Origin of the sequence: Pseudomonas sp. Irchel s3f19, assembly GCF_900187555.1 — a bacterium.
GTDB lineage: Bacteria > Pseudomonadota > Gammaproteobacteria > Pseudomonadales > Pseudomonadaceae > Aquipseudomonas > Aquipseudomonas capeferrum.
In genome coordinates this window covers 147,089-159,709 of record NZ_FYDW01000005.1, presented here as the reverse complement: position 1 = coordinate 159,709, position 12,621 = coordinate 147,089, and the positions used below count along the sequence as shown (strand labels likewise).

Annotated in this window: 17 protein-coding genes and 1 tRNA gene; 8 read left to right on the top strand and 10 right to left on the bottom strand. The window is 62.2% G+C overall.

The window, feature by feature from the left end; translation table 11 throughout:
• Nucleotides 1-183: 183 nt before the first annotated feature.
• The gene (locus CKW22_RS14700; RefSeq protein WP_033696829.1) at nt 184-381 is read left to right on the top strand and encodes a hypothetical protein; all 198 of its coding nucleotides are present in this window, start codon (nt 184-186) and stop codon (nt 379-381) included.
• A 1-nt stretch (nt 382) separates the two neighbouring features.
• On the opposite strand, the gene CKW22_RS14695 is transcribed toward CKW22_RS14700, so the two are convergent.
• Entirely contained in the window at nt 383-796 is a 414-nt protein-coding gene (locus tag CKW22_RS14695) for a DoxX family protein (RefSeq protein ID WP_033696831.1), read from the bottom strand.
• A gap of 103 nt (nt 797-899) precedes the next feature.
• Nucleotides 900-984 (bottom strand) — tRNA-Leu (locus CKW22_RS14690).
• Between the two features lie 213 nt (nt 985-1,197).
• Between CKW22_RS14690 and CKW22_RS14685 the strand changes: the two genes are divergently transcribed.
• The 4 genes from CKW22_RS14685 to CKW22_RS14670 all read left to right on the top strand — a co-directional run bounded on the left by CKW22_RS14685 (nt 1,198) and on the right by CKW22_RS14670 (nt 4,551).
• Entirely contained in the window at nt 1,198-1,482 is a 285-nt protein-coding gene (locus CKW22_RS14685) for a hypothetical protein (protein ID WP_177447944.1), read from the top strand.
• Nucleotides 1,483-1,565: 83 nt separating this feature from the next.
• Nucleotides 1,566-2,726: a nitrogen regulation protein NR(II) gene (locus CKW22_RS14680; protein WP_033696834.1), complete on the top strand. Its 1,161-nt coding sequence runs from the start codon at nt 1,566-1,568 to the stop codon at nt 2,724-2,726.
• A gap of 5 nt (nt 2,727-2,731) precedes the next feature.
• Nucleotides 2,732-4,177, top strand: a complete 1,446-nt coding sequence (locus CKW22_RS14675) for an ATPase domain-containing protein (RefSeq protein WP_033696835.1) — start codon at nt 2,732-2,734, stop codon at nt 4,175-4,177.
• A gap of 11 nt (nt 4,178-4,188) precedes the next feature.
• Nucleotides 4,189-4,551, top strand: a complete 363-nt coding sequence (locus CKW22_RS14670; protein WP_033696837.1) for a response regulator — start codon at nt 4,189-4,191, stop codon at nt 4,549-4,551.
• Nucleotides 4,552-4,596: 45 nt separating this feature from the next.
• Here CKW22_RS14670 and csrA read toward each other — a convergent pair whose 3' ends face one another.
• The 8 genes from csrA to CKW22_RS14630 form a co-directional block, all read right to left on the bottom strand.
• Nucleotides 4,597-4,794, bottom strand: a complete 198-nt coding sequence (csrA, locus tag CKW22_RS14665) for a carbon storage regulator CsrA (RefSeq protein WP_004375914.1) — start codon at nt 4,792-4,794, stop codon at nt 4,597-4,599.
• 253 nt (nt 4,795-5,047) lie between these two features.
• Nucleotides 5,048-6,070 carry a DNA topoisomerase IB gene (locus CKW22_RS14660; RefSeq protein WP_033696839.1) on the bottom strand — a complete coding sequence of 341 codons (1,023 nt, stop codon included), beginning with the start codon at nt 6,068-6,070 and terminating at the stop codon, nt 5,048-5,050.
• Nucleotides 6,071-6,127: 57 nt separating this feature from the next.
• A complete protein-coding gene (modC, locus tag CKW22_RS14655; RefSeq protein WP_033696840.1) occupies nt 6,128-7,219 on the bottom strand; it encodes a molybdenum ABC transporter ATP-binding protein in 1,092 nt (363 codons plus the stop codon).
• A 1-nt stretch (nt 7,220) separates the two neighbouring features.
• Nucleotides 7,221-7,901 (bottom strand): molybdate ABC transporter permease subunit, encoded by a 681-nt coding sequence (gene modB / locus CKW22_RS14650; RefSeq protein ID WP_033696842.1) that lies wholly within the window; start codon nt 7,899-7,901, stop codon nt 7,221-7,223.
• A complete protein-coding gene (modA, locus tag CKW22_RS14645) occupies nt 7,901-8,659 on the bottom strand; it encodes a molybdate ABC transporter substrate-binding protein (protein WP_033696843.1) in 759 nt (252 codons plus the stop codon). Before modA ends, modB begins: the two co-directional genes overlap by 1 nt.
• Nucleotides 8,660-8,766: 107 nt before the next feature.
• A complete protein-coding gene (locus tag CKW22_RS14640) occupies nt 8,767-9,843 on the bottom strand; it encodes a nitronate monooxygenase family protein (RefSeq protein ID WP_047581918.1) in 1,077 nt (358 codons plus the stop codon).
• A gap of 51 nt (nt 9,844-9,894) precedes the next feature.
• Nucleotides 9,895-10,065 carry a hypothetical protein gene (locus tag CKW22_RS27545; RefSeq protein ID WP_077068364.1) on the bottom strand — a complete coding sequence of 57 codons (171 nt, stop codon included), beginning with the start codon at nt 10,063-10,065 and terminating at the stop codon, nt 9,895-9,897.
• Nucleotides 10,066-10,072: 7 nt separating this feature from the next.
• Nucleotides 10,073-10,375 carry a DUF1883 domain-containing protein gene (locus CKW22_RS14630; protein ID WP_033696846.1) on the bottom strand — a complete coding sequence of 101 codons (303 nt, stop codon included), beginning with the start codon at nt 10,373-10,375 and terminating at the stop codon, nt 10,073-10,075.
• 161 nt (nt 10,376-10,536) lie between these two features.
• Between CKW22_RS14630 and CKW22_RS14625 the strand changes: the two genes are divergently transcribed.
• From CKW22_RS14625 to CKW22_RS14615, 3 genes are all read left to right on the top strand, one after another.
• Nucleotides 10,537-10,896: a hypothetical protein gene (locus CKW22_RS14625; RefSeq protein ID WP_033696847.1), complete on the top strand. Its 360-nt coding sequence runs from the start codon at nt 10,537-10,539 to the stop codon at nt 10,894-10,896.
• A 144-nt stretch (nt 10,897-11,040) separates the two neighbouring features.
• Nucleotides 11,041-11,691, top strand: a complete 651-nt coding sequence (locus CKW22_RS14620; protein WP_095064279.1) for a cytochrome c — start codon at nt 11,041-11,043, stop codon at nt 11,689-11,691.
• Nucleotides 11,688-12,602 carry a c-type cytochrome gene (locus CKW22_RS14615; protein ID WP_033696850.1) on the top strand — a complete coding sequence of 305 codons (915 nt, stop codon included), beginning with the start codon at nt 11,688-11,690 and terminating at the stop codon, nt 12,600-12,602. The genes CKW22_RS14620 and CKW22_RS14615 overlap by 4 nt, the downstream gene beginning before the upstream one ends.
• Nucleotides 12,603-12,621: the final 19 nt, after the last annotated feature.

Below are 12,621 nucleotides of genomic sequence, written 5' to 3'. Positions count from 1 at the left end.
TGTTTCCCCGTCTTCAACAAACCCCCGCGCAAAAAAAAGCCCGCCATTAAATGGCGGGCAAGGAACGCTTGAAGGGAGAGCCTGCAGACTGCCCGCGCCCGGTTAACCCAGCATTAAGCGGCCATCCATTGACCTTGCCCACTGTTCAGCCTATATAGGCCTCCCGCCAATCCAGGAGCCAGCATGCGCGACGAAGACGACCTGCACGAACCCGAGCATGACCACCTGCTCGACCACGAATTCCTCTACGACGACATCGAGCACGAAGCAGATGCCCAAGGCGCGCTAGACGAAGTCGAAGAAGATGAGGAAACGCTGGATGATCTCGATGACGAGGACCGTGATCACCCAGCCTGGCACGACGACTGCGAAGACGATTGAGTCAACGGCGGTCCAGCGAGAAACGCCCGGGGCCGCTCACTGCCAGCAACAGCAAGCCGCCAATGATGCTCAAGTTTTTCAGGAACTGAGTCATGTTGGCGCTGCGTTCGGGGTCGACCATGTTCCAGAACGGGTGGCCGATCAGCGCGGTGCCCAGCACGAACAGTGCGAATAGAAACGCCAGTGGGCGGGTATAGAACCCCAGAATCAGCACGATGGCGACAAAAAACTCCATCACCACTGCAACTGCTGCGGCAAGCATTGGCGCAGGCGCGCCTAGTGATGTCATGTAGCTGACCGTACCTTCAAAACCAGTCAGTTTGGCCCAGCCGGATACAACAAACAGAATCATCAACAGTATGCGGGCAATCAGGATGATGACGTCGCGTTGACCATCGAACAGGGAGTAGCGCATGGCGGCGTTCCAGTGGACGGGGACAAACTCCACTCTAGCAGTTGCGCCGGGAATTTCCGTAGGACGAAAAAAGGCGCCACAAGGGCGCCTTTTCGAAGGAATTTGGTGCGAGTGGCGGGACTCGAACCCGCAAGGCTCACGCCGACAGATTTTAAGTCTGCTGTGTATACCAATTCCACCACACTCGCACTTGAATGGGTCTGAGCGACCGGCATGCTTCTAAGTCAATGCTTTTAAGTAGAAGAGCCTTGCATTCAAGCGCGCTTTATAACCCATTGTTATAGTTGAGTCAACCGCAGCACCTATGATCAAGGGTGTGAAGGGTGCTCGAATGGGTGATTGACACCTTGCTGTCATTACGCCACTGTTGCCCCTCATTTGGATCCAATGGCTATGAAACGATGACTCGGGCCAGTCCGTCCGATGCTAGTGGTCGTGTGGTGCGCCCGCGGTTTATATGGCGTCTGTTGTTCGCCCGGGTGACACTGCTGGGGGCGTTTCTCTATGTGAGCCTCATCAGCCTCGGCGGTTATTTGCTGATGCTAGGGTTTGACGCCGAGCACCCGCAACCCCAGCGCATGATGGCTTTGGCGGGCGGCGGCGGCATTCTGCTGCTGGGCCTGTGGCTGCTCAAGGTGGCGCTGCCGCGTCGAGTGAGCCCTGTACTGGTCGACCGTGACCGCTGACAAACAGTTGCCACAGGGCGGATGCAGGGTGACACTGCTGGTTAGGCCTATTTTCTACCTCCCGCTGTGCCTGTGGAGTTTGCATGGTTTCAGCTGACTGCCTCGATCACCCCGTCATTCCCGCTCACCGCTATGAACAACTGGTTCAGTCGGTGGTGGACTACGCCATCTACATGCTCGACCCGGATGGGCGCGTGGTTTCCTGGAACGCTGGCGCCGAACGGATCAAGGGCTACCGCGCAGATGAAGTGATCGGCCGGCATTTCTCGTTGTTCTTCACGCCTCAGGATTGTGCCGAAGGGCGCCCCGAACGCCTGCTTCGCCAAGCGCTGGAGCAGGGGGTGGCGCAGGATGAGGGGTGGCGCGTGCGCAAGGACGGCTCGCAATTCTGGGCGATGGCCGCGCTGGACGTGATCCGTGACGATCTCGGGCAGATCGTCGGCCTGGCCAAGGTTACCCGGGATATCACTGACCGGCGCGATTCTGCGCTGCAGCTCGATGCTGTGCGTGCCCAGCTGTTCCAGGCGCAGAAGCTCGAAGCCCTTGGTCAACTGACCGGTGGGCTGGCGCATGATTTCAACAACATGCTGACCATCATCCTGAGCTCGGCACGGCTGGCCATGAACGCTCAGGACCCGGCGCGTATCCAACGTATGCTGCAACACATTGTCGACGCGGGGCAGCGGGGTACCGAACTGACCCAGCAACTGCTCAGTTTTGCCCGACACCGCAAACTCGATGTCAGCCGCGTCGCGCCCTTGGAACTGATCGCCGCCACCCGTGGGCTGCTGGAACATTCGCTGCCCAGTGACATCGACCTGGAGCATCACCTGCCGTCAACTTTGCCATCAATAGAAGTGGATGCAGGGCAGTTGCAGATGGTGCTGCTGAACCTGTTGTTCAATGCCCGCGATGCTATCCCGGGCAGTGGCCAAATCCGTATGGCGGCCGAGGTTGTCGAGCTTGTCGGTGAGGTGGAGGGGTTGCATGGCAGCTTCGTGTGCTTCGAGGTGCAGGACAGCGGAAGCGGGATCGCCCCTGACGTGCTGCCACGCATTTTCGAGCCGTTCTTCACCACCAAGGCATTCGGCAAGGGCACCGGCCTGGGCCTCAGCCAGGTCTATGGCTTCGCCAAGCAGAGCAATGGCGCCATCAGCGTCGACAGCGTGCTCGGCAAGGGCACCTGCATGCGTCTTTATTTACCCACGTCTGACCCACAAGCAGATCGCCAACTCGACAGGTAGAAACCATGGCACAGGCACTCAAGCGGCTGGTGACGGGGATCGAAGGGCTCGATGCGCTGCTCAGGGGTGGGCTGGTGGCGGGGGCGTCGTACATCATTCAAGGCCCACCCGGCGCGGGTAAAACCATTCTCGCCAATCAGTTGGCCTGTCACCACGTGCAGACTGGCGGCAGGGTGCTGGTGGCGACGTTGCTCAGTGAATCCCACGAGCGGCTGTTCCAGTACCTGGGTACCCTTGAATTTTTCGACCCGAGCCTGGTTGGCGACCAGATCCAGTTCGTCAGTGCCTTCGACGCCCTCGAGCAGGAAGGGCTCGATGCCGTGGTCAAGTTGCTGCGCCAGGAGATCGGGCGCCAGCAGGCCAGCCTACTCATCGTGGACGGTGTGCTCAATGCCCGCGTGCGTGCGCAGACGCACCTGGACACGAAAAAATTCGTCTCGGAACTGCAAGGCCACGCAGCTTTTGCCGGCTGCACCGTGTTGCTGTTGACCAGTGCACGGCTGGACGAAGGCAGCCCGGAACACACGATGGTCGATGGGGTGATCGAGCTGGGCGAGCAACTGGTCGGCAGCCGTGCCGTACGCCACATTCAGTTGCGCAAGACGCGTGGCAGCGCAGCCTTGTCGGGCCGTCACGAATGCCTGATCGACGAAGCGGGCATGCATGTGTTTCCGCGGCTGGAGTCGCTGCTCGGTCACCTCAGTCAGAAGGGCAACGCCACGCTGAGCCGGGTCTCTTCAGGCATCCTGAGCCTGGATGAAATGTGCGGTGGCGGGCTGGCCGCTGGCTCGGTCAGCCTGTTGATGGGGCCTTCCGGTATCGGCAAGACGTCCCTGGGCCTGGCATTTCTGGGCGCATGTACCGCGCGGGCGCCAGGGGTGCACTTCGGTTTCTACGAAACGCCCGAACGCTTGCGCCTCAAAGCGGCGTCGCTGGGCTACGATTTTGCCGCACTTGAGCGCGAAGGTGCCCTGCAGTTGTGCTGGCAGCCCACCACGGAGGGTTTGCTGGACCAGGTTGGCGCGCGCTTGCTTGAACGTGTCGAGGCGCAAGGCAGCAAGCGTGTGGTGATCGACAGCCTGGGTGCCTTCAGCCGTCTGGCGATCGACCCGACGCGGCTCAACGCGTTTTTCCGCGCCTTGACTGCTGAGCTGCGAGCACGTGAAGTCAGTGTGCTGTTGACCTGGGAAATGCGTGACATCTTCGGTTCGGAAATCACTGCGCCGACAGCGGACCTGTCGAGCATCGTCGACAACCTGATGCTGATGCGCTTCGTCGAGCTGCAGTCGCAGCTGCGGCGCATGCTGTCGATCCTCAAGGTGCGTGACAGCCACCATGACCCTGCGTTGCACGAGCTGCTGCTCGGCCCCCAGGGCATCACCTTGCGCAAGGCCTTCGAGGGCGCCAGCGGCGTGCTCTCTGGGGCCCCTGTGCCGCAGGGGAGCGGGTGACGGGCCCTCTGATGAACACCATTCTGATCGTCGATGACGAATACCTGATCGCCGACATCCTCGGCTTCGCCCTTGAGGATGAAGGTTATCTGGTGGAGAAGGCGAGCAATGGCCTCAAGGCCCTGGAAGCGCTCAAGGAAAAACGCGTCGAGCTGGTGATCACCGACTACATGATGCCCCTGCTCAATGGCGAAGAGCTGGTGCGCTCGATGCGCGATGAGCTGCACCTGAGCGACCTGCCGGTCATCTTGATGAGCGGCGGCCAGGTTAGCCAGGCCAACCACGGGTGCCCGGAACTGTTCGCCGCGGTATTCGACAAACCCTTCGATATGGACAGGATGATCGCCAAGGTGCGCGAACTGGTGGGCACCTGAGGCACCGTCGATCAAGCGCGTCCGTGCGTCTTGAGGCGGGGTCGCTCAGTGCGAGTCGTCGTGTTTTTCCGGGGCCGGGCTGCCAGCCTGGATACGCTTGAAGATCTCTTCGCGGTGCACCTGGACATCTTTCGGTGCGTCGATACCAATCCTCACCTGCATCCCTTTGACGCCCAGAATGGTGACTTTGATGTCATCGTTGATGACGATGCTTTCGCCAACCTTACGGGTGAGTATCAGCATGTAGTTCTCCTTGGTAATGTTGAAATCCGTCGGGCTATTTGCCGCGGCGGTGGGAGCCAGTCCCTCTTCCTTCTCATTAAAGACGCTTTCGGCGGATAGGAATTCCCCGACAGACAAATTCTGTTGCGTGTCTTCAGTTGCAGGCGCCGATAGTTACCGCAAGCGGATTGTCGGCGAAGGTGCTCGGTGGCAAGAATAGGGGGGTTCAGCCCGTATTGGAAATTTCTCTGCATCATGGCCTAAATAGACAGTGTCAATGATCGTACTGTTCCTCTAGTGCCTGAAGAAATAACAGCAACGCGACTTCCTCCGGGTCCAGGCCCTTGCGGTTACGCTTGCGCGGCAAACTGGCCAGCCGCCCGAGGGCAAAGTGTTCCAGCACCGCCGGGTGGATGTAGCAGCGTCGGCACACCGCCGGGGTGTTGCCCAGGCGTGTGGCGACCTGTTTGACGATGGCTGCGACCTGGCGCTTCGCTTCGCTTTCCGGCTCCCATGCCAGCGGCCTGAGCAGATCCAGCGCCAGGCTGCTGCCGGCCCAGGTGCGGTAGTCCTTGGCAGTGAAATCGGCGCCAGTGAGTTCCTGCAAAAACTGGTTGATCTCGCTGGAGCCGACGCTGCGGCGTTGGCCGTCTTCGTCTAGGTACTGGAACAGCGCCTGGCCCGGCAGCTCCATGCAACGCTTGAGCAGGTTTGCCAGGCGCCGGTCATGCAAGGTGACGTCGTGCTCGACGCCGCGCTTGCCGCGGAACTGGAAGCGGATGGTGCCGCCTTGCACCTTGACGTGGCGGTTGCGCAGCGTGGTCAGCCCGTATGACTGGTTGTCGCGCAGGTAACGCTGGTTGCCGATGCGGATCAGGGTGTGGTCCAGCAGGCTCACCACCAGTGCCATGACCTTTTCCCGGTCCAGGCCCGGGCGGGCCAGGTGCGTTTCCAGTTGCAGGCGCAGTTTCGGCAGTGCCTGAGCAAAGGCCAGCATGCGCCCGTATTTGTGCTGGTCACGCAGTTCGCGCCATTGCTCATGGTAGCGGTACTGCTTGCGGCCACGGGCGTCGCGGCCAGTGGCTTGCAGGTGACCCTGCGGGTCGGCGCAGATCCACACTTCGCTGTACGCCGGCGGAATCACCAGCGCGGCGATGCGCGCGAGGGTGTCGGCGTCGCGCACCCGTTGGCCCTCGGCGTCAAAGTAGATGAAGCGGTCGCGCCAGCGCCGCCGGCTCAGGCCCGGTTGGCTGTCGTCAACGTAATGCAAGGTGCGGGGCAGGGGGCAGTCGAGCATTGGCGGCAGGCCTCGATCAGGTCACTGATCAATGGACAACGGCCGCGTGGTGGTTGCTCAGCCCAACAATGCCACCGACTTGATCTGGGCAAACAGTGCCTGGCCCGGGTGCAGGCCCAACTGGTCTGCCGAATAGCGAGTGATACGCGCCAGCAAGGCATTGCCGCCGGCATCCAGGCTGACCAGGACATGGGCCGGGTTGTCTGCCGGGCGGCTTTCACGCACCCGCACCGGCAACCGATTGAGGATGCTCGAGGCGCTGTCTGCGGCCAGGGCCAGGCTTACATCGCGGGCCTGAACCTTGACCCGCAGGGTACTGCCCATGACATGCGCAGGGTGGGCGATGCGCAAGAGTGGCGCGCTACTGCCGGGCAGGCGTAGGTCGAGCAAATCGTAATGAGGGTCATGACCGACCACCAGGCCTTCGAACACCACCCCGGCGTCCTCGCCCTGGGCCAATGAAAGGTCGAGGCGCGCCAGCGTTTCGCCGATCGGGCCGCTGGCCACGGCCTGGCCTTGCTCCAGCAACACCAGGTGGTCTGCCAGCCGCGCCACTTCGTCCTGGGCGTGGCTGACATACACCAGCGGGATCTCCAGCTCGTCATGCAGGCGCTCCAGGTACGGCAGGATCTCGCGCTTGCGCGGCCCGTCGAGGGCCGCCAGTGGCTCGTCCATCAGCAACAGCCGTGGGCTGCTGAGCAGCGCACGGGCAATGCCGACGCGCTGGGCCTCGCCGCCGGACAAGGTGGCCGGGCGGCGTGCCAGCAGGTGGCCGATGCCCAACAGTTGGCAGGCCTGATCAAGGCTGACCTTGCGCTCGCCCGGCGCAATTCGCCGCCAGCCGAACTCCAGGTTGCTGCGTACCGACAGGTGCGGGAACAGGCTGGCTTCCTGGAATACGTAGCCCACCGGTCGCAGATGCGGCGCCTGGAAATAGCCGCTCGCGCTGTCTTCCCAAACCTCGCCGTTGATCTCGATATACGCGCTGGCAGCCCGCTCCAGCCCCGCCAGGCAGCGCAGGCATGACGTCTTGCCCGAGCCGGAGTGGCCGAACAGCGCGCTGATACCGCGCCCTGGCAGCAGCAGGTCGACATCCAGGGTAAAGTCGTCGCGCGCCAACTCCAGGCGCGCCACAATCGATCCAGTCATTTCAGCTCCAGCCAGCCTTGCCGCGGCGCCCAGCGTATAGCAATAGCAGCACCAGGAACGAGAACACCAGCATGGCACCGGCCAGCCAGTGGGCTTGCGAATATTCCATGGCCTCGACGTGATCGAAGATCTGTACCGAGACCACGCGGGTCTTGTCGGGGATGTTGCCGCCAATCATCAGCACCACGCCAAACTCGCCCACGGTATGGGCGAAACCCAGGATGCTCGCGGTGACGAAGCCGGGGCGGGCCAGCGGCAGTACCACATGAACGAAGGTGTCCCAGGGGCTGGCGCGCAGGGTGGCTGCAACTTCCAGTGGCCGTTGGCCGATAGCGCCAAAGGCATTTTGCAGCGGCTGCACCACGAACGGCATGGAATAGATCACCGAGCCGATCACCAACCCCGTGAAGCTGAACACCACGCTACCCAGGCCTAGCGCCTGGGTAGCCTGGCCGAGCCAACCGTGCGGGCCGAGGGCGATCAGCAGGTAAAAGCCGATCACCGTCGGTGGCAGCACCAGCGGCAACGCCACCACGGCGCCCACCGGCCCGCGTAACCACGAACGCGTGCGTGCCAGCCACCAGGCGATGGGCGTACCGAGGACCAGCAGAATCAGGGTGGTCAAGCTGGCTAGTTTGACGGTCAGCCAGATTGCCCCCAGGTCACTGGCGTCCAGTGGCATCAGATTTCATAACCGTAGGACTTGATCACCGCTGCGGCTTTCGGGCCCTTCAGGTACTCGACCAGCGCCTTGGCGGCGGCATTGTCTTTGCCCTTGTTGAGGATCACGGCGTCCTGGCGGATGGGGTCGTGCAGCGCGGACGGCACGATCCAGGCCGAGCCGCTGGTTACCTTGCCGTCCTTGTAGATCTGCGACAGGGCAACGAAGCCCAGCTCGGCATTGCCGGTGGATACGAACTGGAAGGCCTGGGTGATGTTCTGGCCTTCGACGATCTTGCCCTTGGTGGCCTCGGTCAGGTTCAGTTTGTCCAGCACCTGCGTCGCGGCCAGGCCGTAAGGGGCGGCTTTAGGGTTGGCGATGGACAGGTGCTTGTAGGCGTTCTTTTTCAGCACTTCGCCCTTGGCGTCCACGTAACCTTCCTTCGCCGACCAGAGGGCCAGGGTGCCGATGGCGTAGGTGAAACGCGAACCGGGTACGATTTCGTTTTCTTGCTCGAGCTTGGCTGGGGTGCTGTCATCGGCGGCGAGGAACACTTCGAACGGCGCACCGTTCTTGATTTGTGCGTAGAACTGCCCGGTGGCACCGTAGGCTGCAACCAGCTTGTGGCCGGTGTCTTTCTCGAAGTCCTTGGCGATGGCCTGGATCGGTGCTGTGAAGTTAGCTGCGACCGCGACCTGAACCTCGTCGGCCCAGGCAGTGTTGAGGCAGATCAGGCTGGCCAGGGCAGTGGCAGCCAGGTGCAGTGGGCGGATTCGCATGAAGACAGCTCCTTGGGATTATCGTTATAGCGTTAACTATATAGCGATACGCCATTGGCCGGGAAGGGCCTGAGGGCAACTGTGTTATAGGCGTTCGCCAACCGGGTTCAGCGCCCGATTTGTTGCAGGGCCTTGTCGGCGATATCCTGGGTCAGCTCACCTGCCGGCAAGTGCCTGCCCAGGCGCAGCGCCTGGCCTGACCAGAGGTTGCTGAAGTCGCTGTTGCCCTGGGGGTCGGTGATTGCGCGCAGCGGCATCAGCGCGCCACCCGCCAGCGGAAAGCGCGGTGCCAGCTCGCTCATCGGACCCAGCTCGCGCATGACGCGATTGATGATGCCCCGCGCCGGGCGGCCGGTGAACAGATTGGTCAGTGCGGTTTCGCTGGCCGGCGCGGTGTCCAGAGCGTGGCGGTGAGCGGCAGAAACCTTGGCCTCAGGGCAGAACAGGTAGGCCGTGCCGATCTGCACGGCCGACGCGCCGAGGGCCAGGGCCGCGACCAGGCCGCGGTGGTCGCCGATGCCGCCGGCTGCAATCACCGGCACCTTGACCGCATCGGCAATCTGCGGCACCAGGGCGAAAGTGCCAATCTGGCTGGTGATTTCTTCGCTGAGGAACATGCCGCGATGGCCGCCGGCTTCATAGCCCATGGCGATGATCGCGTCGCAGCCGTGGCGCTCCAGCCACACCGCTTCTGCCACCGTGGTGGCGCTGGACAGCACCTTGGCGCCGGTTGCCTTGACCCTCTGCAGCAACTGCGGCGCGGGCAGGCCGAAATGGAAACTCACCACTTCAGGGCGCAGTCGCTCGACCAGTTGGCAGCTTTGCTCATCGAAAGGCGCACGGTTGGAGACCGGGGTAGGGGCCTCGAAGTCGGCACCCAATTCGCTGTAGTAAGGCTTCAGTGCCTGCTTCCAGCGCGCATCGCGCTCGGCATCGGGCAGCGGTGGCTGGTGGCAGAAGAAGTTCAGGTTCAGCGGGCGCCCAGGGCAGGCGGCGCGAAATGCTTCGATCTCTTCAGCGATCTGCGCGGCGGTGAGCATGGCGCAGGGCAGCGCACCGAGGCCGCCCGCAGCGCCCACGGCAATGGCCATGGCCGAGCCGGTCGCACCGGCCATCGGCGCCTGGAGAATGGGCAGCTCGATGCCCAGCAGATCGAGGATGCGACGGTCAGGCCACTGGCTCATGCGATTCTCCTTGCGGGGCAGCGTGATCGGTACGGCAGTGCACTTGGGCGTTTACAGGGCCTTGCTGACCTGGATGTCGCTGATCTTCACGGCATCGTCGCCGTGGATCTTTTGCAGCGCTTGCAGGGCCTGCTCCACGGAAGCCTCGGGCATGAACGCGAATTCAAAGCGGCGCTCGCCGTCGAGTTTGTATTTGATGACGTACTTGATGGTCTGGGTCATGGCGGTCTTATCTGAGTTTCGACGACGAGCGACGGATGATCTTGATCTTGTGGGTCAAGGTCGGTTTGCGCGTTACCGAGATCGGGCGAGTGGTCACGGTATCGAGGGTGATGTTCCAGAAACCGGTACTTGGCACGGTGATCTTTGCCGGGAACTGGTCAAAAGCACCCCCGTGGTAGGTGTGCCGGCCGCCATTTTTGAAACTGCGGAAGTTGGCGTCGTTCATCAGGCGGATGTTGCAGCGCTGGGAGCACTCGATGACGACGATATCGTCTTCGTTCAGGTGCTCGCGCTGGTGTACGAATTTCATGTGATGCTCCGCAAGGTTTGGATCTGCAAAGGCGAAAGATACCACGATGTAGCGTTACACTGCCGCGCCTGTTGGCCAGGCGTAGATAAATCTGCCAAAGCAGGGAGCAAAACAGCCCGGCGGTGGTCGAACGGGATTCTTGAAAGGCAGAGGTGCTGCAAATGAAATGGATGGTAGCGGCGTTGTCCCTGACGCTGGGTGGCTGTGTCAGCGTTTCGGAGCTTGAACAATCGCGCGAAACAATGGATGTGATCTCTGGCAAGACGCCGCGTGAATACGCAGATTGCATCAAGCAGAAGCTGGCCGATACCCGTGATCCGTTGGTCGAGGAGCCGCGAGGCGACGGCCTGCGCCTGATCGTGCCGCAGAAGCTGACGTCCGGGGCCGGGCCTGCGGCGCTGGTCGATATCGACAAGCGTGGCAGCGGCAGCAGCATCAAACTGCGTGAGCGGTTGAACAACTTCCCGCTGCGCCTGGGCGACGTGCGCACGGCGACGACGCAGTGCATTTCTGGCCATTGATCTGGCGCAATTGATTCGCGGTTAAAAAGCCAATAACCCTCGCTTGGCGAGTCTGGCGTTGTTGCGATTTGCCTTACGGGGCTAGTATCCATTTGCTTATGTTTTTTAAGCCTAAGCTTATAACAAAAGAAATGGAGATTCGTGATGACACCGTTTAGTCGAGTCGTGATCGGCAGCTTGCTGATCCTGGCCTGGCCCACGGCGCATGCCGCCGATGGCCAGAAAATCTTCACCCAGGGCGGGGCGAACCCCGCCGCCATGGCCTGCCTAGGTTGCCATGGGCCAGACGGCAAGGGCATTGCCGCCGCTGGGTTCCCCCGTTTGGCCGGGTTACCCGCCGGCTACCTGAGCAAACAGTTGCACGACTGGCGTGATGGCACGCGCAAGCAGCCGGTGATGGAACCGCTCGCCAAGGCTTTGAGCGAAGACGAGATCAAGGCGGTCAGCGCGTACCTGGCCAGCCTACCGGCCGAGCCAGCGGCTGACCTGCGCCGCCAGCAGATTGCCGATGACCCCACCACGCGCATGGCCCTGTACGGTGACTGGGGGCGACAGATACCCGGTTGTGTGCAATGCCACGGCCCTGGTGGCAGTGGTGTAGGTGAGCATTTTCCGCCCTTGGCAGGCCAGCCTGCGGCTTACTTGATGGCGCAGCTCAATGCCTGGCGCGACGGCAGCCGCAGCAATGACCCCAACCAACTGATGGTCGGCGTGGCCAAGGCCATGACCGATGACGAGGTCAAGGCCATTGCCGAGTTCTTCGCCCGCCCCGCCCGCCAGGAGGTCACGCCATGAAGCCCTTGATTCCCGCCGCGCTGCTGTTGGCCATGGGCAGTGCCCAGGCGGCCCCGATCGCCATGGAAGACCAGTCGCAGTTGAAGGTGCCAGGCGTGCAGGCCGCGCCGCAGTTCGTGCCGCCCGCCGAAAGCGAGTTGCCGGACAATGCCTTTGGCAAGATGGTCCGCGAGGGCCATGCCTTGTTTGTCGATACCCGACGCAAGATGCCGGAAGCCGTGGGTAACGGTTTGAACTGCAGCAACTGCCACCTCGACCAGGGGCGGCTGGCACACTCCGCGCCGATGTGGGGCGCGTACCCGATGTACCCGGCCTATCGCAAGAAAAACGACAAGGTCAACACCTATGCCGAGCGCATCCAGGGGTGTTTCCAGTTCAGCATGAACGGCAAGCCGCCGGCGGCAGACAGCCCGCAGATGACGGCGCTGTCGGTGTATGCCTACTGGTTGTCGACCAAGGCACCCACAGGCGTCGAGATCGCGGGTCGCGGCTATCCGGACGTGGCGCAACCCCAGGGTGGCTACGACTTCAAGCGCGGCCAGCAGGTTTACCGTGAGCAATGTGCGATTTGCCATGGTGACAACGGCGAAGGGCAGAAGGTGGCCGGTGAGTACGTGATGCCGCCGCTGTGGGGCAAGGACTCCTACAACTGGGGGGCCGGTATGCACCGGATCAACACGGCAGCGTCCTTCATCAAGTACAACATGCCACTGGGCAAACCGGGCAGCTTGAGCGATCAACAGGCCTGGGATGTGGCGGCGTGGATCAACCGCCACGAACGGCCGCAGGACCCGCGCTTGGTGGAGGGGTCTGTGGAGAAGACGCGGCTGAAGTTTCATGCCAATGACGGGGTGAACCTGTATGGCCAGCAAGTCGAGGGGGTGTTGATCGGGCAGGGAACGGGTAGCTGACGGGTTTGCTGCGCCGGCC